This window comes from Sandaracinobacter neustonicus (assembly GCF_006385875.1).
In the GTDB taxonomy this organism is placed as follows: domain Bacteria; phylum Pseudomonadota; class Alphaproteobacteria; order Sphingomonadales; family Sphingomonadaceae; genus Sandaracinobacteroides; species Sandaracinobacteroides neustonicus.
In genome coordinates this window covers 257013-277104 of sequence record NZ_VFSU01000034.1, presented here as the reverse complement: position 1 = coordinate 277104, position 20092 = coordinate 257013, and the positions used below count along the sequence as shown (strand labels likewise).

At 64.5% G+C, this 20092-nt stretch carries 18 protein-coding genes; 10 read left to right on the top strand and 8 right to left on the bottom strand.

Annotated elements, in window-relative coordinates; genetic code table 11:
• Positions 1–190 precede the first annotated feature (190 nt).
• The 5 genes from pheT to clpS form a co-directional block, all read right to left on the bottom strand.
• Positions 191–2551: a phenylalanine--tRNA ligase subunit beta gene (pheT, locus tag FJQ54_RS16570; RefSeq protein WP_140929516.1), complete on the bottom strand. Its 2361-nt coding sequence runs from the start codon at positions 2549–2551 to the stop codon at positions 191–193.
• Positions 2548–3621 carry a phenylalanine--tRNA ligase subunit alpha gene (pheS, locus tag FJQ54_RS16565; RefSeq protein WP_140929515.1) on the bottom strand — a complete coding sequence of 358 codons (1074 nt, stop codon included), beginning with the start codon at positions 3619–3621 and terminating at the stop codon, positions 2548–2550. The genes pheT and pheS overlap by 4 nt, the downstream gene beginning before the upstream one ends.
• A 140-nt stretch (positions 3622–3761) precedes the next feature.
• Positions 3762–4121 (bottom strand): 50S ribosomal protein L20, encoded by a 360-nt coding sequence (rplT, locus tag FJQ54_RS16560; RefSeq protein WP_140929514.1) that lies wholly within the window; start codon positions 4119–4121, stop codon positions 3762–3764.
• 14 nt (positions 4122–4135) lie between these two features.
• The gene (gene rpmI / locus FJQ54_RS16555) at positions 4136–4339 is read right to left on the bottom strand and encodes a 50S ribosomal protein L35 (protein ID WP_140929513.1); all 204 of its coding nucleotides are present in this window, start codon (positions 4337–4339) and stop codon (positions 4136–4138) included.
• Between the two features lie 426 nt (positions 4340–4765).
• Entirely contained in the window at positions 4766–5131 is a 366-nt protein-coding gene (gene clpS, locus FJQ54_RS16550; protein WP_408006044.1) for an ATP-dependent Clp protease adapter ClpS, read from the bottom strand.
• 271 nt (positions 5132–5402) lie between these two features.
• On the opposite strand from clpS, the gene FJQ54_RS16545 reads away from it, so the two are divergent.
• From FJQ54_RS16545 to FJQ54_RS16500, 10 genes are all read left to right on the top strand, one after another.
• Positions 5403–6545, top strand: coding sequence for an efflux RND transporter periplasmic adaptor subunit (locus FJQ54_RS16545; protein WP_181160199.1), 1143 nt, complete (start codon positions 5403–5405; stop codon positions 6543–6545).
• Positions 6542–9658, top strand: coding sequence for an efflux RND transporter permease subunit (locus tag FJQ54_RS16540; RefSeq protein ID WP_140929510.1), 3117 nt, complete (start codon positions 6542–6544; stop codon positions 9656–9658). Before FJQ54_RS16545 ends, FJQ54_RS16540 begins: the two co-directional genes overlap by 4 nt.
• Before the next feature lie 320 nt (positions 9659–9978).
• Complete coding sequence (locus FJQ54_RS16535) at positions 9979–10281, top strand: accessory factor UbiK family protein (RefSeq protein WP_140929509.1); 303 nt, start codon at positions 9979–9981, stop codon at positions 10279–10281.
• A gap of 157 nt (positions 10282–10438) precedes the next feature.
• On the top strand, positions 10439–10963 hold the full coding sequence (locus tag FJQ54_RS16530) for a type III secretion system chaperone family protein (RefSeq protein ID WP_140929508.1): 525 nt from the start codon (positions 10439–10441) through the stop codon (positions 10961–10963).
• 382 nt (positions 10964–11345) lie between these two features.
• The gene (locus tag FJQ54_RS16525) at positions 11346–11651 is read left to right on the top strand and encodes a hypothetical protein (RefSeq protein WP_140929507.1); all 306 of its coding nucleotides are present in this window, start codon (positions 11346–11348) and stop codon (positions 11649–11651) included.
• Between the two features lie 156 nt (positions 11652–11807).
• Positions 11808–12593 carry an enoyl-CoA hydratase/isomerase family protein gene (locus FJQ54_RS16520; protein ID WP_235890508.1) on the top strand — a complete coding sequence of 262 codons (786 nt, stop codon included), beginning with the start codon at positions 11808–11810 and terminating at the stop codon, positions 12591–12593.
• Positions 12590–13321, top strand: coding sequence for an N-formylglutamate amidohydrolase (locus tag FJQ54_RS16515; RefSeq protein WP_140929506.1), 732 nt, complete (start codon positions 12590–12592; stop codon positions 13319–13321). The genes FJQ54_RS16520 and FJQ54_RS16515 overlap by 4 nt, the downstream gene beginning before the upstream one ends.
• Complete coding sequence (gene mtgA / locus FJQ54_RS16510; protein ID WP_140929505.1) at positions 13306–13983, top strand: monofunctional biosynthetic peptidoglycan transglycosylase; 678 nt, start codon at positions 13306–13308, stop codon at positions 13981–13983. Before FJQ54_RS16515 ends, mtgA begins: the two co-directional genes overlap by 16 nt.
• Before the next feature lie 231 nt (positions 13984–14214).
• A complete protein-coding gene (locus FJQ54_RS16505; RefSeq protein ID WP_140929504.1) occupies positions 14215–14667 on the top strand; it encodes a MarR family winged helix-turn-helix transcriptional regulator in 453 nt (150 codons plus the stop codon).
• 41 nt (positions 14668–14708) lie between these two features.
• Positions 14709–15110: a DUF1398 domain-containing protein gene (locus tag FJQ54_RS16500; protein WP_140929503.1), complete on the top strand. Its 402-nt coding sequence runs from the start codon at positions 14709–14711 to the stop codon at positions 15108–15110.
• 66 nt (positions 15111–15176) lie between these two features.
• Here FJQ54_RS16500 and FJQ54_RS16495 read toward each other — a convergent pair whose 3' ends face one another.
• The 3 genes from FJQ54_RS16495 to FJQ54_RS16485 form a co-directional block, all read right to left on the bottom strand.
• Positions 15177–15620, bottom strand: coding sequence for a hypothetical protein (locus FJQ54_RS16495; protein WP_140929502.1), 444 nt, complete (start codon positions 15618–15620; stop codon positions 15177–15179).
• A gap of 31 nt (positions 15621–15651) precedes the next feature.
• Entirely contained in the window at positions 15652–18939 is a 3288-nt protein-coding gene (locus tag FJQ54_RS16490) for a TonB-dependent receptor domain-containing protein (RefSeq protein ID WP_140929501.1), read from the bottom strand.
• Positions 18940–19289: 350 nt separating this feature from the next.
• Positions 19290–20066, bottom strand: coding sequence for a peptidase (locus FJQ54_RS16485; protein WP_140929500.1), 777 nt, complete (start codon positions 20064–20066; stop codon positions 19290–19292).
• Positions 20067–20092: the final 26 nt, after the last annotated feature.

Sequence of the window (20092 nt, the reverse complement as noted above, 5' to 3'; positions counted from 1 at the left end):
TTGCAAGGCAATCCGGCGAAGGCCTGCAGACTCGCCGAAGCGCCCGGCCGGCACGAAAAAGGGGCGGGGTCTCTCCCCCGCCCCTTTTTTACGTGTCCGACGGCCCGGCTCTGCCCGGCTCTTTTTTCCTTTTCTTCATCCCACAGCCGGACTCGGCGGCTGAGCCGCCGGCCGGCCCAGCCGGCTGCGGCTAACTCCGCAACACCCCCCCAACCTTCGCAGCAGCAGCCACAACAGCCTTGCCAACCCCCTCAATCTCCGCATCCGTCAGCGTCTTTTCCACCGGCTGCAACGTCACCGTCACCGCAAGGCTCACCTGCCCGTCCGGCACGCCCGCCCCCGCGAACCGATCGAACAACCGCGCGTCCACGATCAGCGCCTTATCCGCCCCCTTCACCGCGCGCAGCAGCGCATCGGCCTGCGCCGTTTCTGGCAACAGGAAGGCGAAGTCCCGCGTCACCGGCTGAAGCGCCGGCGGGCTGAAGGCAGGCCGCGCCCGCTTCGCCCGCCGCTCCGGCACGGCATCCAGATAGACTTCGGCTGCAGCCGCACCGGGCAGATCGCCCAGCACATGCGGGTGCAGTTCGCCGAACTCGGCCAGCACGGCCTTGCCCAGCACCAGCTTCGCAGAGCGGCCGGGGTGATAATGCGCGCTGGCGGGCTGCACCGTCTGCAACCGCTCCACCGGCGCACCGGCCGCTGCCAACACCGCCAGCACTTCAGCCTTCACGTCGAACGCATCGAAGGCGCGCGCCTTGCCCGTCTGCCAGCCGCGCGGCACCGCCTCGCCCGCCAGCAGCAGCGCCAGCGTCGGCTTCTCGCCGTCGCTCAGATAACGGCGGCCATATTGGAAGAAGCGCACACCATCGGCCCCGCGCGCCATGTTGCGCTCGGCAGCCGCCACCAGCCCCGGCAACAAGGAAGCCCGCATCACCGCGAGTTCGGCCGACAGCGGATTGTCCAGCCGCCAGTGGAAGCCGCCGAATTTCGCAGCCTCGGCCTCGGCGATGAAGCTCCACGTGATCGCCTCGTCCAGCCCGCGCCCGGCCATCAGCCGTTTCAGCCGCCGCTCCAACTTCTGCCCCGGCGTCGCGGTGGGGGTGGCTACGCCTTCCGCGCGCGGCAGCGCCACGGACTGCACCTTGTCCAGCCCGTGCAACCGCACGACTTCTTCCACCAGATCGGCCGCGCCATCCACATCGCGCCGCCAGCTGGGCACCGCCACATCCCACGGCGCATCGCCGGACACACCAAAGCCCAGCCGTTCCAGAATCGCCTTCTGCTCGTCAGCCGCCACATCCAGCCCGCCCAGCGCCTGCGTCAGCGCCGGATCGAAGCGCACCGTTTTGGCCACGACCGGCGCGTCCCCGGCGCGCGCGATTTCGGAAACCGTCCCCCCACACAGCGCCAGCACCATCGCAGCTGCCAGATCAAGGCCCGGTTCCACGAACGCCGGGTCCACCCCGCGCTCGAACCGCGCCCGTGCGTCAGACGTCAGCCCCAGCGCCCGGCCGGTATGGCCGATCCGCGCCGGATCGAAATAGGCCGCCTCGATCAGCACGTCCGTCGTGCCCTCGGACACGCCCGACTCCATCCCGCCCATGATGCCGCCAATGTCATGCACATGAGCATCATCGGCGATCACCGTCATATCTCCGGTCAGCGCATAGCTTTTGCCGTTCAGCGCCAACAATTCCTCGCCGTCCCGCGCCCGCCGCGCCACCAGCCCGCCTTGCAGCTTCGCCACATCATAGACATGCAGCGGCCGTCCATGGCCGATGGTGAAATAATTGGTCACATCCACCAGCGCCGAAATCGGCCGCAGCCCCGCCTTGGTCAGCAGATCCTGCAACCATGCGGGCGAAGGGCCGTTCACCACGCGGGACACGGATCGCGCATAAAAGGCCGGGCAGCCCTCGGGATCGTCGGTGCGCACCGCCACCGCCACCGGCCCGCTCTCGGCGAGGTCAGGCGCGGTCAACGGCTTCAACGCCCCCAGCCCGGCAGCCGCCAGATCGCGGGCGATGCCATACACCCCCATGCAATCCTGCCGGTTCGGCGTGATCGCCACATCGAACACGGGATCGTCCAACCCGGCCCATTGCGCATAAGAGGTGCCCACCGGCGCATCCGCAGGCAGCTCGATGATGCCGTCATGGTCCTCGCCCAGCAGCAGCTCGCGAGTGGAACACATCATGCCGTTGGATTCGACGCCACGAATGGCCGCCACCTTCAGCACCACGTCCAGCCCCGGCACATGTGCGCCGGGAGGCCCGAACACCCCCAGCAGCCCGGCCCGCGCATTGGGCGCACCGCACACCACCTGAAGGCCCGCGCCCGTGCCGGTGTCCACACTCAACACTTGCAACTTGTCCGCCTGCGGATGCCGTTCGGCCGTCAGCACCTTCGCGATTACGAACGGCTTCAGCGCGTCGGCCGGGTTGGAAACATCTTCCACCTCCAGCCCCACCCGCGTCATCGCCACCGCCAGTTCATCGGCGGTCGCGCTCGTTTCCAGATAGCGCTTCAGCCAGCTCAACGGGAACTTCATGCGCCCACTCCCGCAGACAGGGTCGGCACGTCCAGAGAGGCAAAGCCGAAATGCTTCAGCCAGCGCAAATCCGCATCGAAAAAGGCGCGCAAATCCGTCATCCCATATTTCAGCATGGCGAGGCGATCGATGCCGCAGCCAAAGGCGAAACCCTGCCATTCGGCCGGGTCCAGCCCGCAATTTTCCAGCACACGGCGATGCACCATCCCGGCCCCGAGAATTTCCATCCACGAAGACGTGCCGCCGATCTTCAGCGTGCCATTCTCCCACGAACAACCCACGTCCACCTCAACACCCGGCTCGGTGAAGGGGAAGTAACTGGGCCGGAGCCTGAGCGTCACATCATCCACTTCGAAGAAGGCCTTCACGAAGGTCTCCAGCGTCCATTTCAGATGGCCAAGGTGAATGCCCCGGTCGATCACCAGCCCCTCCACCTGATGGAACATCGGCGTGTGGGTGGCATCCGAATCAGACCGATAGACACGCCCCGGCGCGATGATGCGAATGGGCGGCTTTTCAGCCATCATCGTGCGGATCTGCACCGGGGAGGTGTGGGTGCGCAGCACCATCCTCTCACCACCCTCGGCGGGCGTCGCATAGAAGGTATCGTGCATCGCCCGCGCCGGATGCTCGGGCGGAATGTTCAGCGCGGTGAAATTGTGCCAGTCGCTCTCGATCTCCGGCCCTTCGGCCACCGCGAAGCCAAGGTCCGCGAAAATCTCCGAAAGCTCGTCCATCACCTGCGAAATCGGATGCACGCTGCCCGCCAGAGGCGGCGCGGGCGGCAACGACATGTCGATCCGCTCGGCCTCCAGCCGCGCCGTCAGCGCCGCCCTGCCCAGATCGGCCTTTCGCGCCTCCAGCGCAGCCGAAACCGTTTCGCGCAGCGCCTGATAGGCGGGCGCAACCGCCAGTCGCTCCTCCGGCTGCAATCCGCCAAGGCTTTTCATCAGCTGGGTGATCTGCCCCGCCTTGCCCAGCGCGGCCAGGCGCACGGCTTCCAGCGCGTCCAGCGTGTCGGCAGCGTAGATCCGGGCGAGAAGTTCGCTCTGCAGCGCGTCGGTGCTCAACGGTTGTTCCTATATTCTTGGAAGTCGGCGGGCGGGTTAGCCGCCCGCGCAGGAAAACAAAAGGGCCCAAACAAAAGGGGCGCGGGAAGGCCAAAGCCTTCCCGCGCCCCTTCAATGCGATACTCGCAAAGGTCGCGAGATCAGGCCGTGGCGCCCGCCATCACCTGATCAAACACGGCCTTGAACGCCGCGGGCTCGTTCATGGCGAGATCGGCAAGCACCTTGCGATCAAGCTGAAGGCCGGAATTCGACAGCGCGTGCATGAACGCCGAATAGGTCACACCCTGTTCGCGGGTGGCGGCGTTGATGCGTTGAATCCACAGGGCGCGGAAGCTCCGCTTCTTAACCTTGCGGTCGCGATAGGCGTATTGGCCGGCCTTTTCGACGGCCTGACGCGCAATGCGGATGGTGTTCTTGCGGCGGCCATAATAGCCCTTCGCCTGTTCAAGAACGCGCTTGTGACGCGCACGGGCGGTAACGCCCCTCTTCACACGTGCCATAGCTGATGCGCTCCTTACTTCAGGCCATAGGGGGCCCAAGCGACCACCCGAGCCGTATCGGCTTCGGACAGCACGCTGGTGCCACGGTTCTGGCGAATATATTTCCCGTTGTGGCTGATCAGGCGGTGGCGCTTGCCGGCCACACCATGCTTGATCTTGCCGGTCGCGGTGAATTTGAAGCGCTTCTTCACACCGCTCTTGGTCTTCAGCTTGGGCATTTCGGCTCCTTTCGTTCCCTTCGCAGGGATTGGGGCGAGTTCAAGACCAGCCACGGCAGCCCATGTTCGCCGGGCAGGTCGGCATGTGATCTCGCGATTGAAGCGCGGGGCGTTATAGATTTTCGCATGCTTTGGCAAGCATGGGGTTTTTGTTTTAGCCCCTCAGACGCCGGGCGCTCCGCATCCGCTCCGTTTGGCTTTCGCGCCATTAGGCGCGGCGGCCGGTCGGCCTTGCGGCGCTGCGCGCCGGGGCTGACCACTCGGAGGCGGGGTTGATCCACCCCGGCGCGCAGCGCCGCGAACCGAAGGTCAGCCTCTGGCTGAACGCCGACCGGCCGCCCGAGCTAATGCGAGGAAGCAAGCCGCCCGGATGGGCGGCGCCCGCAGGGGCAAAACAAAAAACCGCAATGCACGCTGGAAAAGGCTTCAGGCCTTTTCCAGCGTGCATTGCAGCGGATGCTGATGCTGCTTGGCGAAATCCATCACCTGCGTCACCTTCGTCTCGGCCACTTCATAGGTGAAGATGCCGCAGATCCCCACGCCACGCTGATGCACATGCAGCATCACCCGCGTCGCATCCTCGATGCTCATCTTGAAAAAGCGTTGCAGCACATGCACCACGAATTCCATGGGCGTGTAATCGTCGTTCAGCATCAGAACCTTGTACAAAGACGGCTTCTGCGTCTCCGTGCGGGTGCGCGTGACGACACCGGTGCCGGTGCCGCCCCCATAGCCCCCGCCCTCGTCATTGCCGCCATCCTCCGCCCCCGGCGGGCCGCTCAGCCAGTCCATCTTCATGAAACCCGTCGTTCCTCAAGCAAGCCTTCACGGCCCCGCAACCGCAGCCTATATGGGCGCTGAAATAAAGGATGCGACCCCGGCGGTCAAAGGTCCGGCCCTGCGTCGCCGCTTTGCCGCAAATTTTCCGGCACCTCCACATGGTTTGCGAAATTCTTTCCGCCCGCTGCATAATAAGTTGCAACGCGTTCATCCAGCATCCATCTCCCGTCGCGATTTGGTCTTATCAGGACAGAATCGCTTTCATCACCAGGAGCCGCGCGCCTTGATCCGCAAAGTCTCGTTCATGCTGCTGCCCGCCGCCGCCCTCGCGCTGGCCGGCTGCTCGCTCGTCGACTCGATCAGTGGCAAAACCGGCGGCGGAAAAACCGGCGCACAGGCGGAAAAGGGCGATAAGGGCGGTGCGTCCAAAGGCCCCGGCGGGCCGCCCGCCGTCATCGTCGAAACCGTCGCGTTCACGCCCATGGTCGATTCCATCGAGGCCGTCGGCACCGCGCGCGCTAATGAACAGGCCGATCTCAACTCCACCGTCACCGAACGGATCGAACGGCTGAACTTCGCAGACGGCCAGTTCGTGCCGCGCGGCGCGGTGATTGCGGAACTGGTCCGCTCGGAACAGGGTGCCAATCTGAAGGAAAGCCAGGCCCGCCAGCGCGAGGCGGAATTGCAACTCGCCCGGCTGAAGCAACTGCAAGGCCAGGGCTTCGCCACCAAGGCCCGTATCGATGAACAACAGGCCGCCGTGGACGTCGCCCGCGCGCAATCGGCGCAGGCCAGTTCGCAGATCGCCGATCGGGTGATCCGCGCACCCTTCCCCGGCTATCTCTCACTCCGCCGCATTTCGCCGGGCACTGTCGTGAACGCGGGCACCACCATTGCCACCATCGTCGATCACAGCCGCATCAAGCTCGATTTCACCGTGCCGGAAACCTATCTGACCGCGCTGAAGCCGGGGCTGGAGATTTCCGCCCGCGCCGCCGCCTTCCCCGGCGAGGACTTCCGCGGCCGCATCGCCTCCATCGATCCGGTGGTGGATCCCGTCACCCGCGCCGCCACCGCGCGCGCCGTGCTGCCCAACCCGGATCTGCGCCTGCGCCCCGGCATGCTGATGACGGTGGAGATCAAATCCGCCCCGCGCAATTCGCTGACAGTGCCCGAACTCGCCATCATTGGCGAAGGCAGCGGTGCCTATGTCTGGCGCGTCGATGCGGAAAACAGCGCCGCGCGCGTGCCCGTGAAGGCGGCAGCCCGCCGCGACGGCCGGGTGGAAGTGGTGGAAGGCCTGAAAGCCGGAGACCGGGTGGTGGCAGAAGGCACGGTGAAGATTCGTGGCCCCGGCCCGGTGAAGCCCGTGGAGCGCACGGCTGAAGCCGCCAGGCCCGCCGCACAGGAAACCCCCGCGCCATGATCCTGTCCGACATCTCCGTCCGCCGCCCGGTGTTCGCGGCGGTGATGTCGTTGCTGCTGGTGCTGGTGGGGGCGGTTTCGTTCCTGCGCCTGCCCGTGCGCGATCTGCCCGCCATCGAACCCCCCGTCGTTTCCATCGATACCACCTATCGCGGCGCGAACGCGCAGGTGGTGGAAAACCAGATCACTCAGGTGATCGAAGACCGGATCTCGGGCATCGAAGGCATCGACACCGTCTCCAGCCGCTCACGCGATGGCCGGTCTGACATCACCATCGAATTCTCCGCCTCCCGCGATATCGACGCCGCCGCAAACGATGTGCGTGATCGCGTGGCCGGCGTGCTGAACCAGCTGCCCGAAGCCGCAGACCCGCCGCAGATCAGCAAGGTGGATGTGGACGCCCAGCCCGTGCTCTGGCTGAACGTGATCCAGCCGGACTGGACGCAGATGCAGCTGACGGACTACGCCGACCGCGTTCTGGTGGATCGCTTCGCCTCTGTGAACGGCGTCAGCCGGGTGCAGATCGGCGGGGAGGCGCGGCAGGCCATGCGCGTCTGGCTGTCGCGCTCGCAACTCGTCGCCTATGGCCTCACCACCTCCGATGTCGAGGCCGCGCTGCGCCGCCAGAATGTGGAGCTTCCCGCCGGCCGCATCGAAGGCAATGCCTCCAACCTCACGGTCAGGATCACCCGTCAGTTCACCTCCCCGGCCGAGTTCGCCAACCTCATCGTCGGGCGCGGGCCGGATGGCTATCTGGTGCGGCTGGGCGATGTCGCCCGCGTCGCGCTGGAGCCGGAGAATCGCTACAATTTCTTCCGCTCCAACGGCAAACAGGCTGTGGGGCTGGGCATCGTCCGCCAATCCGGCGCGAACACGCTGCAGGTGGCGGATGATGTGAAGGCCGAAATCGAAAAGGTGAAGACGATCCTGCCAGCCGGCATGGAACTCGCCGTCAGCTTCGACAGTTCGCTGTTCATCGAACGCGCCATCAACAATGTCTGGCAAACTCTGGCCGAAGCCGCGATCCTCGTCGTCGCCGTCATCTTCATCTTCCTCGGCTCGTTCCGCGCCACGCTGATCCCCGCGCTCACCGTGCCCATCTGCCTCATCGCCACCTTCGCCGTGCTCTATGTGCTGGGCTATTCGCTGAACCTGCTCACGCTGCTCGCCTTCGTGCTCGCCATCGGCCTTGTGGTGGATGATGCGATCGTGGTGCTGGAAAACATCTATTACCGCATCGAACGGGGCGAGCCGCCGCTGGTCGCGGCCTATCAGGGCGCGCGGCAGGTGGGCTTTGCCGTGGTCGCCACCACGGTCGTCGTCTGCGCGGTGTTCGTCCCGCTCTATTTCATCGCCGGGAACACCGGCCTGCTGTTCCGCGAACTGGCGGGCGCGATGATCGGGGCCATGGCCTTTTCCGGCTTCGTCGCCCTCTCGCTCACGCCCATGCTCTGCTCGAAGATGCTGCGGCGGGAAACCGGGCACAACCGCTTCACCCAATGGTTCGATCGCCAGTTCGATCGGGTGCAGCGCCGTTATATGGGCGTGCTGGACAAGGTGCTGGATCGCCCGTTTCTGGTGGGCGGCGTCGCCTTCGGCTTCGTCGCGCTCTGCCTGTTCCTCGGCTCCACGCTGAAGTCCGAACTCGCCCCGAACGAGGATGTCGGCTATTTCTTCGCCAATGTGCAGGCCGCCGAAGGCACCGGCTATGAGCGCATGAAATCCTATATGGTCGATCTTCAGGACAAGGTCCTGCCCAAGGTGGGCGATGGCCAGCCAATCCGCCGGGTGATCGTGCGTGCGCCGGGCGGCTTCGGGGCCACGGAAGATTTCGCCTCGGGCGGGATGACAGTGTTCCTCGTGCCCTGGGAGGATCGCGAGGTTACCACGCAAAGCGTGATGGATGAATTCCAGAAGATGTTCGCAGCCGATCCGCGCATTCGCGGCAACGCGTCGTCCGGCAACACGCTCAGCCGCGGCCGCGGCCGGCCGCTGCAACTGGTGATCGCGGGCAACAGCTTCGAGGAACTGGCGAAAGCGCGCGACGCCATCTTCAAGGCCGCCGAAGGCAACCCCGGAATCGTCGATCTGGACAGCGATTACAAGGAAACCCGGCCGCAGCTGATCGTCGACATCGACACCACGCGCGCAGGTGATCTGGGCGTGCAGATCGCCGATATCGGTGCCACGCTGGAAACGATGATGGGCAGCCGCCGCGTCACCACCTTCATCGATCGCGGCGAAGAATATTATGTGGTGCTGCAAGCCGAAGACGCAGACCGCGCCACGCCCGACAATCTCGCCAACATCTATGTCCGCTCCACCACCACGCGCGATCTCATCCCGCTCTCCAACGTGGTGAAGCTGCGCGAAGCCGCGCAGGCGGGCGAGCTCGGCCGCTTCAACAAGCAGCGCGCCATCACCATTCAGGGCAATGTCGGCCCCGGCACCACGCTGGGCGAAGCGCTGGATTATCTGGAAGCGGTGGCGCTGCAACAGCCCGCCGTCACCGCCGTCGGCTTCAAGGCGGAAAGCCAGCAGCTTCGGCAGACAGGGTCCTCGCTGTGGGTGGTGCTGGCGCTGACCATCGTGCTGGTGTTCCTTGTGCTGGCGGCGCAGTTCGAAAGCTGGATTCACCCCGGCGTCATCATCCTGACGGTCCCGCTCGCGGTGGGCGGCGGCCTGTTCGGGCTGTGGATCATGGGCGGCACGCTGAACCTCTATTCGCAGGTGGGCATCGTCATGCTGGTGGGGCTGGCCGCCAAGAACGGCATCCTCATCGTCGAGTTCGCCAACCAGCTGCGGGATGATGGCGCGGAATTCCGCGCCGCCATCCTGGAAGCCGCCGAACGACGGCTGCGCCCCGTGCTGATGACGAGCATCGCCACCGTCGCCGGGGCCGTGCCGCTCATGATCGCGCGCGGCGCAGGCGCAGGCTCGCGGCAGGCCATCGGCGTGGTCATCGTCTGGGGCGTCAGCCTCGCCACCCTGCTCACCCTGTTCGTGATCCCGGTGTTCTACGCGGCGCTGGCACGGCGCACCAAGTCGCCCGAATTCATCACCCGCGAACTGGAAAAAGGCCTGAAGGCAGGCGGCGCGCAACCGGCGGAATAGGCCGTTTGGCTCCCTTGCGAACCGGCATCGCCGCCTGTCCTCTGTCCAATTGCCTCTCTCCCCCGCTCAGATGAGCTTGTCGAAGCCCCGGACGCGAAAGCACAGCGGCTGAGTCGGGTTGGGCATGCTCCATGGGCTTCGACAAGCTCAGCCTGAGCGGAGCGAGGGGCTGGCGGCAAAGGCCGAAAAGCCGACGTGTTTGCAAAGAGTATGATCGTCCGGAACAGGCCGATACTGGCGCAGGCCGCCGCAAGCCCCTATGTAGGCGGCCTATCCAACAGGCAGATTTGCCGCCCCGCCCGGCGGCCGGAGACGACGACATGCAGAACCAGAACCCCTTCTTCGAGGATTTGTCCCGGATGATGTCGTCGATGGCAGGCACCATGGCGGGTGCGGGCCGCGAAGCCGAAACCCGCATGCGCGAAAAGTTCCGCGAGATGATGGGCGGCATGGACATGGTCAGCCGCGAGGAATTCGAAGCGGTGAAAACGCTGGCCTCCGAAGCCCGCGCAGAGATCGAGGCGCTGAAGGCCGAGATCGAATCGCTGCGCACCAGCACCCCCACGGCCGCCCAGCCAGCCCGCACCCCGCGCGCCAAGGCGCAGAAGATCGACATCAGCTGAAACAGCCCGCCTGCGCCACGCGCACCCAAGCTATCCACATCATTTGCCGCGCCGGCGAACGGCGGCGCTTGCCAAGCTGCGGCCATGGCGCAATATCTGGTGCTGCGGAAGCGGGGGCGGCTCTACTGCTAGGGCCGGAACAATCGAGGATCACAGCATGACCAGCCTGCAATTCGACATGGGAGCCGATCCGCAGCCCCCCATCGACACGCTGGAACATTATTTCTCCAGCCACAATTGGGCCTTCGAACGCGACGGAGACGAAGAGATCGTCACCACCGTGAAGGGCAGCTGGTCGGATTATGAACTCCGCGCGCTCTGGCGCGAGGAAGACCGGGTGCTTCAGTTCATCGCGCTCACCGGAATCAACGCGGGCGCGTCGCGCACCGATGCGGAAACCCGCGCCAACCTGTTCGAAACGCTGGCGCTGGTGAACGAGCAGCTGTGGATCGGCCATTTCGAACAATGGTCGGCCGATGGCGCGCTGCTGTTCCGCCACGCCGTGCTGCTGGACGGCCCGGACGACGCCGCGCTCAGCATGCCGCAGGCGCACGCGCTGGTGGATGCCGCGATCGACGAATGCGAACGCTATTATCCGGTGTTCCAGTTCGTGCTGTGGGGCGGAAAAGGCCCGCGCGAAGCGCTCGCCGCCGCCATGGTGGAGACCGAAGGCGAAGCCTGACAGCCGCTTTCGAGTCGCGCTCACATAGCGCCACATAAGCGGTCCGCACCGGTCTTTCTGGGGCGAGATCAGCCATACGCAAACTGCATAACAGCGCCTTTCTCGCTGCATGGCAAAAATGATAGGCCCATGTAAAGCATTTGATTTGCTGGAATATTAACCTTTCATCGCCCATGTGATGTTGCAGTGCAACAAAAAATGCTGCAAAAAACTGCGTGTCACTCAATTTCCATATTGACGCGAACTGAGTGAAACTTTAATCCTCGCTTCATCGAATTGAGTGCCGCTCGGTTCAAGCCCGGACAAGCCGGGTCGGGACAAGAGGGCACCGGCAGAAGCGCAAAACGCCGCTCCCTGCCGCAAGCTGTGGAAGGATGAAGCCATGCGTGCCATCAAGCTGACCGTCGCCGCCGCAATTTCCGCCGCCAGCCTCTCTGTTCTGGCCGCTCCGGTTCTCGCCAGCGATGCAGACACCTGCGCGGTCGCCCCGGTGAAGCTGCGCACGCTCGCCGCTTCGGCTCAACCGGAAGCCGCCCGCAAGGCGGAACGCAACATCGCTCTGGGTGAAGCCCTGTGCGACGCCCGCAACCGTTCGGAAGCCGCGAAGAAGTTCAACCTGGCCGCCAAGTCGCTGGGCACCGAACTGGCCGTGGTGATGACGAACCAGGCGAACGCGACCGTTCAATAACAAGCTCCCAAAGGCGGGCCGCTCCCTCCCCCCCCTCCCTGCGGCCCGTCATCCAGAAGGCGGCGATTCCGACAACGGACTCGCCGCCTTTCCTGTATCCGGCCCGCGCCTCTCCCTCTTGAGGCCGCCCCCGCCTGCTGCCACAACAGGCCCGGCATGGCACATCCGCTCTCCCCCCACATCAGCCTCACCATCGAAGGCCCCGTCGCCCGCCTCCGGCTGAATCGGCCAGACAAGCGCAACGCCATGGATCAGGCGATGTGGGAAAGCCTCCCCCGCCTCGTCGAGCAGGCCGTCGCCACGCCGGGCGTCCGCCTCATCCTGCTCGGCTCGGCCACGCCGGGCATCTTCTGCGCCGGCGCGGATATCGGCGAGTTCGCCCGCGAAACCGCCTCGCCTGAATGGCGCGCCCGCAATCAGGCCGCCATCCGCGCCACCCAGCTCGCGCTCGCCCGCGCGCCGCTCCCCGTCATCGCGCTGGTGGATGGAGACAGCGTCGGCGGCGGCTGCGGCCTCGCGCTGGCGGCCGATATCCGCATCGCCTCGCCGCGCGCCCGCTTCGGCATCACGCCTGCGAAGCTCGGCCTCGTCTACCCCCTGCACGATACCCGCCTGCTGGTCGATCTCGTCGGCCCCGGTCAGGCCAAGCGCCTGCTCTACACCGGCCGCCTCATCTCCGCTGAAGAAGCGCAGCGGATCGGCCTCGTCGAGGAACTGGCGGAAAACGTCGAATCCGCCGCCGAAGCGCTGGCCGCAGAGATGATCGCCGTCTCCCCCTTCACGCAAAAGGCCACCCGCGCCACCGTGCAGCGCATCCTCGAAGGCACCGCGGACGACGACGCCGCCAGCACTGCCCTGTTCGATCAGGCCTTCACCGGCCCCGATTTCGCCGAAGGCGTTTCCGCCTTCCTCGCCCGCCGCAAACCCGATTTCGCCCGATGAGCAGCACCCCCCGCCTCATCGACGGAGACGATCCGCGAATCCTCCTCGTCTGCGATCACGCCTCCAACGCCGTCCCCGCCGGCCTCGATCTCGGCGTTCCGGCAGAAGCGCTCAGCCAGCATGTCGCATGGGATATCGGTGCCGAAGCCGTCTCCCGCACGGTCGCCGCCACGCTCGCCTGCCGCGCATGGCTCGCCTCGGTCTCCCGCCTCGTGGTCGATTGCAACCGCCCGCCGGAACAGGCCATCCCACAACACAGCGACGGCATCCCCATCTCCGGCAACGCCAACCTCTCCGCCACGGACACCGCCGCCCGCCTAGCGCTGCACCACGCCTTCCACGATGGCCTCGCCCGGCAGATTCAGCTGCGCCCGCCGCAACTGCTCGTGTCCATCCACAGCTTCACCCCCGCGCTCGCCTCGGCCCCCGCCCCGCGCCCTTGGCCCATCGCCATTCTGTGGAATCAGGATTACCGCGCCACCGAATATGCCCTCGCCGCGCTGGAAGCCGAACCCGATCTCGGCGGCCCCATCGGTGCCAACGAACCCTATTCCGGGCAGATCCTGAACTACACGATGGACCGCCACGCCGAAGCCATCGGCCTGCCCTATCTCGGCTTCGAAATCCGGCAGGATCTGATCGCCAATGCCCCCGGCGTCGCCCGCTGGTCCGCCATCGTCGCCCGCACCATCCGCGCCACGCAGGAGGGCCTGTGCTCAGCATCCTGAAGTTCACCCTGAAACTGCTGGCCGGGCTGATCCTGTTCAGCCTCGTCTGGGTCACCGCCTATCGCTGGATCGACCCGCCCACCACCAGCCTGATGATCCGCGATCATTTCAACGATGTGAAGGTCTACCGCGAATGGGTCGGCCTGAACGAGATGTCGCGCCACATCCCCCGCGCCGTCATCGCCGCCGAAGACGCCCGCTTCTGCGAACACAACGGCTTCGATGTGCAAGCCATCGAAAAGGCGATGCAGGCGAACGAACAAGGCAAGAAACTGCGCGGCGGCTCCACCATCAGCCAGCAAACCGCGAAAAACGCCTTCCTCTGGTCCGGCCGAACATGGGTCCGCAAAGGGCTGGAGGCCTGGTTCACCGTCCTCATCGAATTCATCTGGGGCAAACCCCGCATTATGGAAGTCTATCTCAACATCGCCGAATTCGGCCGGGGCGTGTTCGGCGTGCAAGCCGCCTCCATCCACTATTTCAACAAGCCCGCCAGCAAACTCACCCGCACCGAAGCCGCCCGCCTCGCCGCCATCCTCCCCCAACCCATCAAACGAGACGCAGCTTCGCCGGGCCGCTACACAAAACGCTACGCCAACCGAATAGCCGGCCGCACCCGCGTCGTCGCCAACGAGGGGCTGGACGCCTGCGTGTGGAAGTAAGGGCCTGAAGACAGAGGGCCTCCGGCGGGCAGGGGAATGATTCCCCTGCACCCCCAACATATGAAGCCCCTCCCCTGCAGGGGAGGGGTTGGGGTGGGGGCTATACGCTTCGCACAAGGCCGGGACTTATGAGTCCAGGCCCTATTGCCTGCCTTCCATTCACACGAGCGCGCACATGTTGACTAGGAAACTTCTCTCAACTAATTCCCTGATCAATGAATCGAGGTGGCTATGGCCGGTGTCTCCGACCTCAATGCCCATACAGGCTATCTGTTGCGGATGGTGTCGAACGCGGTCTCGCAGGAATTTGCGCGCAAGGTCGCAAGTGAGGATGTGACCGTCTCGGAATGGGTCATGCTCCGCTCGCTCTATGGAAGCGACGCCATAGCGCCTTCAGCGCTGGCCGATCGAATGGGCATGACAAAGGGCGCGATCAGCAAGCTGGCAGCGCGGTTGCTCGAAAAGGGATTGATCAAACGCAATGGCAATCCCGATGATAAGCGCGGGCATAGCCTGTCGTTGTCGACGGCCGGCGCGGAGAAAGTTCCGGTGCTTGCCCGGCTGGCAGACGAAAATGACGCCGCCTTCTTCGCCGTGCTGAGCGGTGAAGCGCATCAAAGCCTGCGTGTCTTGTTATATGCACTGATCAACAAGCATGGGCTGTCTGCCATGCCCGTCGACTGACCCTATTCAATCCCGATCATCCCCGAAGAAAGGAACTGCGCATGGACGCGGAACGGATTGCCATTGCCAGAATCTGCCTCGACGCCGCCCATGATGGTGATTTGAGCTTCCCCGAGATCGTCTGCAAGCTCGTGGAGGCCGGATTTGAGGGATATGCGGTCGATTATCGCTGTAACACTCAAGTCTATTATCTGCCGGATGGCGACCATGTTGAACTTGTCATGCCTCTTTCCGCCGGTCCGGTCGCGGCGGCATTCGATAGCGATGGTGTCGCGGCACTGGTGCGCTGGGCGCAGGCCAATGCTCCCGACTACAGCTATGCCGTCTTCTGCGAAAAGGCGAAGGCGGCGGGCTGCGCGGGCTATCTGGTCTCCTTCCCCGGCCGCCGGGTCGTCTATTATGGACGGACCGCCGAAACCCATATTGAACTGTTCCCGCAATGAAGAAATCCGGGGAGACGATATGAAATACTCTACACAAACCCAGCCAAAATGCAGGCCGCCAAACCGCTATCTCAACACGCCCTTTCTTGCCATGGCCCGTGAATACCATACGAAGAACAGGCAGCCCGCCAGCACCACCAGCTGCATATAAGCCCCCTCGCCCATCACCCCGCGGCCGTTGGACAGCAGATAGGTATAGACAAGGCTCAGCAGGAACGCCGCCAGCGAAAGCGCGAACACCGGGGCCGCCGCCCGCCGCCGTAACAGCAGCAGCACCGTCCCCAGCAGCCCGCCCCACACGCCCACCGCCCAGACGATGTTCATCCACATCGGATAGCTTTGCGCATAAGCGATCTGCGCCTCCGTCATCCCCATCTCCCGGAAGTAATCGGCCCCGCGCAGCTTCGACATCACATAGTCGAACGCCCCAAAGCCGTTCCACAACAGGCCCAGCCCGCCCACGATCCACAGATGCATCGGCGCACGGCCCACAGGCAGCGTATCAGTCATGATCGGTTCCTCCCACAGTCCTTATAGCAGATCAGAACTTCGCCCGCGCCCCCAGGAAGAAGAAGCGCCCCACCCCGCTTACGGGATAGGCAAGGCTGGCCCGGAACGGCTTTGCGTTCGTCAAATTGTTCACCCCGCCATACATGCTGAACTGGTGCGTCACGTCGAAGTTGAAGGCCAGATCATGCACCCAGTAATCGGGTGCCATTCCGTCCTTGCCGAACTCGATATCCACCCGCTCGATCTGCACCGCGCTGGAGACCGCCTGCTCGCCGATATACTGGCTGCGCCATGTGAGCGAGACAGCCTTCCACGCCCAAGTGAGGGAGCCAACGCCGGACCATTCCGGCGCGCCCAATTCCCTCAGGCCGGGGTTCACAAGGCTGCTGTTCACAGGGTCAAAGTAACGGTCCAGCTTCTCCGTCCAGTTGCCCGCCAGTTGCAGGCGGACATCATGATCGCCAAAGCCGAAGCGATAGGCGAGGTTGAAATCCACCCCGGAGGTTTCCAGCCGCCCGAAGTTGATCTGCGTCTGCCGCAGGAAGTTCAGCCCGCCGAACGTCGAAGAATTCGCGTCTCCGTTGCGGCTGAACAGCTCGCAGAACTGGTTCGGATAGGTCTCCAGATCATAGCAGCTGTTCACGATATCCTGCGCGCTGACGGCCGCGATCGCATCGCGAATTTCGATCGAATAATAGTCGGCGGAAATGGTCAGCCCCGGCAGGAAGCGCGGCTGGATCACCCCGCCCACCGTCCATGTGGTCGCCTTTTCCGCCTTCAGATCGGGGTTGCCACCGGTGGTTCCGTTGAACCGGGCAGAGAGCGGGTCCAGAAACCCGTCCGGATCGGACACCCCCAGTGCAGACAGCGCAGAGCGGCAATTGGCCACCCGGTTCTGCGCATTGGCCGCCCCGCCCGCCACCAGATCGGCGATCACCGTGGCGTCGCACGGGTCCGAAGGCCGGAAGGTCGCGCCCTGCTGCGGATCGAACAGTTCGGAAATGTTCGGAGCGCGGATCGCCTTCGCATAAGAGGCGCGGAAGCGCAGGTCGCGGACCGGTGCCCATGTTCCGTTCAAATTCCAGGTGAACTGCCCGCCCACGGTGGAATAATCGGCATAGCGCCCGGCCGCGCCGAGCGTCAGCTCCTCGAAAAAGCGCCGCTCCTTCAGGATCGGCAGGGAGATTTCGCCGAACACTTCCTTCACGTCGAACGATCCGCCCGCATTGAAGAAGCGGCTCTGTGCGTCGAACACAAGGCTCTGGTTGCCGGAAATGTCGCCGATGAACGTCCCTTCCGGCCCGGCAGCGGCCCCGGCGGGCAGGTAACCCAGCGTCAGCGGATCGAAGCGGGTGCGGCTGATCTCCTTGCGATACTCCGCGCCGAAGGCATAGAGCACGCCGCCGCCGGGCAGTTCGAAGAAGCTGGCGGTATCGCCGGTGAAGGCCAGCGTCGCCACCATCTGCTCCATCCGATATCTGTCGGTGGTGGGCGTGGTGATGAAGTTCACCGCCTCCTGGCTGATGGAGGCGCTGCCAGCCATGATGTTGGCGGGCTTGCACTTGCCGTCTCCGGGGGAGAAGGTGAAAAAGCCGTTCTCGATCACCGGAAAATAGAGCGAGCCCTTGTTCGGGTCGATGGTCGGATCAATGTCGGAGCGGCAGATGATCCGCCCGTCCGGCAGCTTCACCGCGTCCAGAGCGGCGAACAGCCGGTCCACCAGCACCGAGTTGGAGTAAGTGACGGCGGAATCCGTCCGTCCCCAGTTCAAGCCGAAATCATATTTCAGACCCGGCGCGATCTCGCCGCGTGCGCCGCCGACGATCCGGTAGGTGTCGCGCTTCGCTGTGGTGATGCCCGGCCCCAGGTCCAGAAAATCCCGGCTCACCAGCAGGCCGCCAGCCTCGTCCGCCTCGCCCTGAAGCGCGGCCGGGATATAGGGATTGTCCGGCGTGATCAGCAGGCTGTCATAGAAGCTGTTGTAGTTGCTGCGGGATTTCCCCTCGTTGCGGGCATATTTCGCGTCCCAGAACAGCTCGAACGCGGTGGAGACTTCGAACTGCCCCTTCATGTTCACGAACAGGCGCTGCGATCCCGGCGTGAGCGAGGATTGGTTGGTGCGCTCCACCGCGCCATCGCCGCCGAACTGGTTGGAGCCTGTGGCGATGGTGCCATCCTGAAACACCTTCACCCCGCCACCCGGCGTCGTCACATAGCAGGCACCGCCGAAGCCGAACGCGAACGAGCCAATATAGCTGTCTTCGCAGTCCGGCCTGCCATTGCCGTTCAGATCGGTGTTGAAATAGCCGAAGTCGGCGCGCCACAGCAGCCCTTCGCCAGACGAGATGGCAAAGCGCGGATCGGGGGCGATGGCGAAGGTGGGGGCCGCCGCCGCCCGCTCCACCAGCGCCCGCTCAGCCGCGGTCAGCCCGCCGGGGAACTGCTCCGCCGCTTCCGCGGCCGTCGGGATACGGAAGCCATAGGGGTAATAGCCATTGTCCAGCGTATAGAAGGCGGCGAAGTTCGGCATGGTCGCCGCGTCGATCTCGCCTTTCTGAAATCGCTTCAGCGGGTTGGCATAGGTGGTGTTGCTGTTCGAGCGGCCATTGTTCGCGGTGAACGAGCGATCCCCCAGCAACACCTCGCTTTCCTTGGTATAGCCCGCCGAAATCGTGATGTTGCCGCGCCCGTCGGCGAAATTCTTCCCCCAGCTGCCGCTGATCCGATATTGCGCGCCGTCGCCATAGGTGGAAATTCCGGTCTGCGCGTCCAGCTCCAGCCCTTCGAAATCCCGCTTCAGCACATAGTTCACCACGCCGGTCACGGCGTCCGCGCCGTAAACGGCGGAGGCCCCGCCGGTCAGCACGTCCACCCGCTCGATCAACGCAGAGGGGATGGTGGACACGTCCACGATCTGTGCGCCGGGCACGCCCGAGACATGGCGGCGGCCATCCACCAGCACCAGCGTGCGTTCGGCCCCCAGCTGGCGCAGGTCCAGCGTCGCCTGCCCCACGCCACCGCTGCCGCGATCGATCGAATCCGCCACCGATCCGGAGGACAGCAGCGCCGGAATCTGCCTGAGCGTCGCAGTGGTGTCGCTGTTCCCCGCCAGCCGCAGTTCGTCTGCGCCAATGGTGCTCACGGGCAGCGGCGCGATCGAGTTCGGGTCGCGCGCCAGCCGCGTTCCCGTCACCACGATGGTCTCGATATCCGCCGTATCGGCGCTGTCCGCCGCGACCTGCTCCTGCGCCAGCGCCGGTGCGGAAATGGCGAAAATGGAAACGCTCAGAAATGCTGCAGACGGCCGAAACATGCGCATGGTTGCCCCCAACCTGATCAGGTGTTTTCGTCGTTAACCATAAGAGGTTAACATCAGGGCAAGGAATTCGCAAAGCACAGTGCAGCGAAATCATCACAAATGCGCCAGTCCGGTGAAAACTATGGGCGATTATACTTTTTGCAACGCCATCGGCCTTTCAGCCTTTACCGTCGCCTCCCTCCACCCGCTCAGGCTGAGCTTGTCGAAGCCCATGGAGCATGCCCACCACGGGCTCAGCCATTGCGCTTTTACGTCCGGGGCTTCGACAAGCTCAGCCTGAGCGGGAGGAGAGGAACGGGAAGGAGGACAGGCAAGCGATGGGAGGCAATCGCCAAATTAGGGTCAGGACCCTAAGACTTCGCGGCCACAGGGCCGCTATCTTCCCCCGGCAGCGGATAGGCAGGGTCCGGAATATTGTTCAGCGCATCTTTCAGCGCCGCCGCCCAGCTGGCCCCCAGATCATGGTAATAGGGGTCATTCTCTTCGATCCGCGTCACGGCGGCGGTGGAATGGCCCGGCCGCACCACCAGCATGTCGATGGGCAGCCCCACCCCCAGATTGGAACGCATGGTGGAATTCATGCTGACCAGCGCGATCTTGATCGCCTTGCGCAGGGGGGTGCGATAATCCAGCATCCGGTCCAGAACCGGCTTGCCATATTTCAGCTCGCCCACCTGAAAATAGGGCGTGTCCAGCCCGCATTCGATGAAATTGCCCTCGCCATAGATCAGGAACAGCCGCGGTGCCCGCCCGTCGATGGAGCCGCCCACCAGCAAGGTCACGCCGATCTCGACGCCCTCCTGCTGCTGCACCACCGCCTCGATATCCTTCTTCGCGCCCACCATCGCCTCGCCCACGATCTGCGCCACGCGGAACATGGTGGGGGCCGTTTCCAGAAACTCCGGCTCGTCGTTGCCGGGCATCTTCACGCCCTCGTGCAGCCGGTTCACCAGCGCCTGCGTGGTGCTGAGCGAGCCTGCCGAGGCGATGGAGATGATGCGCTTGCCGTCTTCCCCGAACACGCGGAGCTTGCGGTAGGTGGAGATATTGTCGATCCCCGCATTGGTGCGGGTATCGGCCATCATCACCAGCCCTTCCTTCACCAGCAGGCCGACACAATAAGTCATCTGAACCCGAACCCCTTATCGAGCGG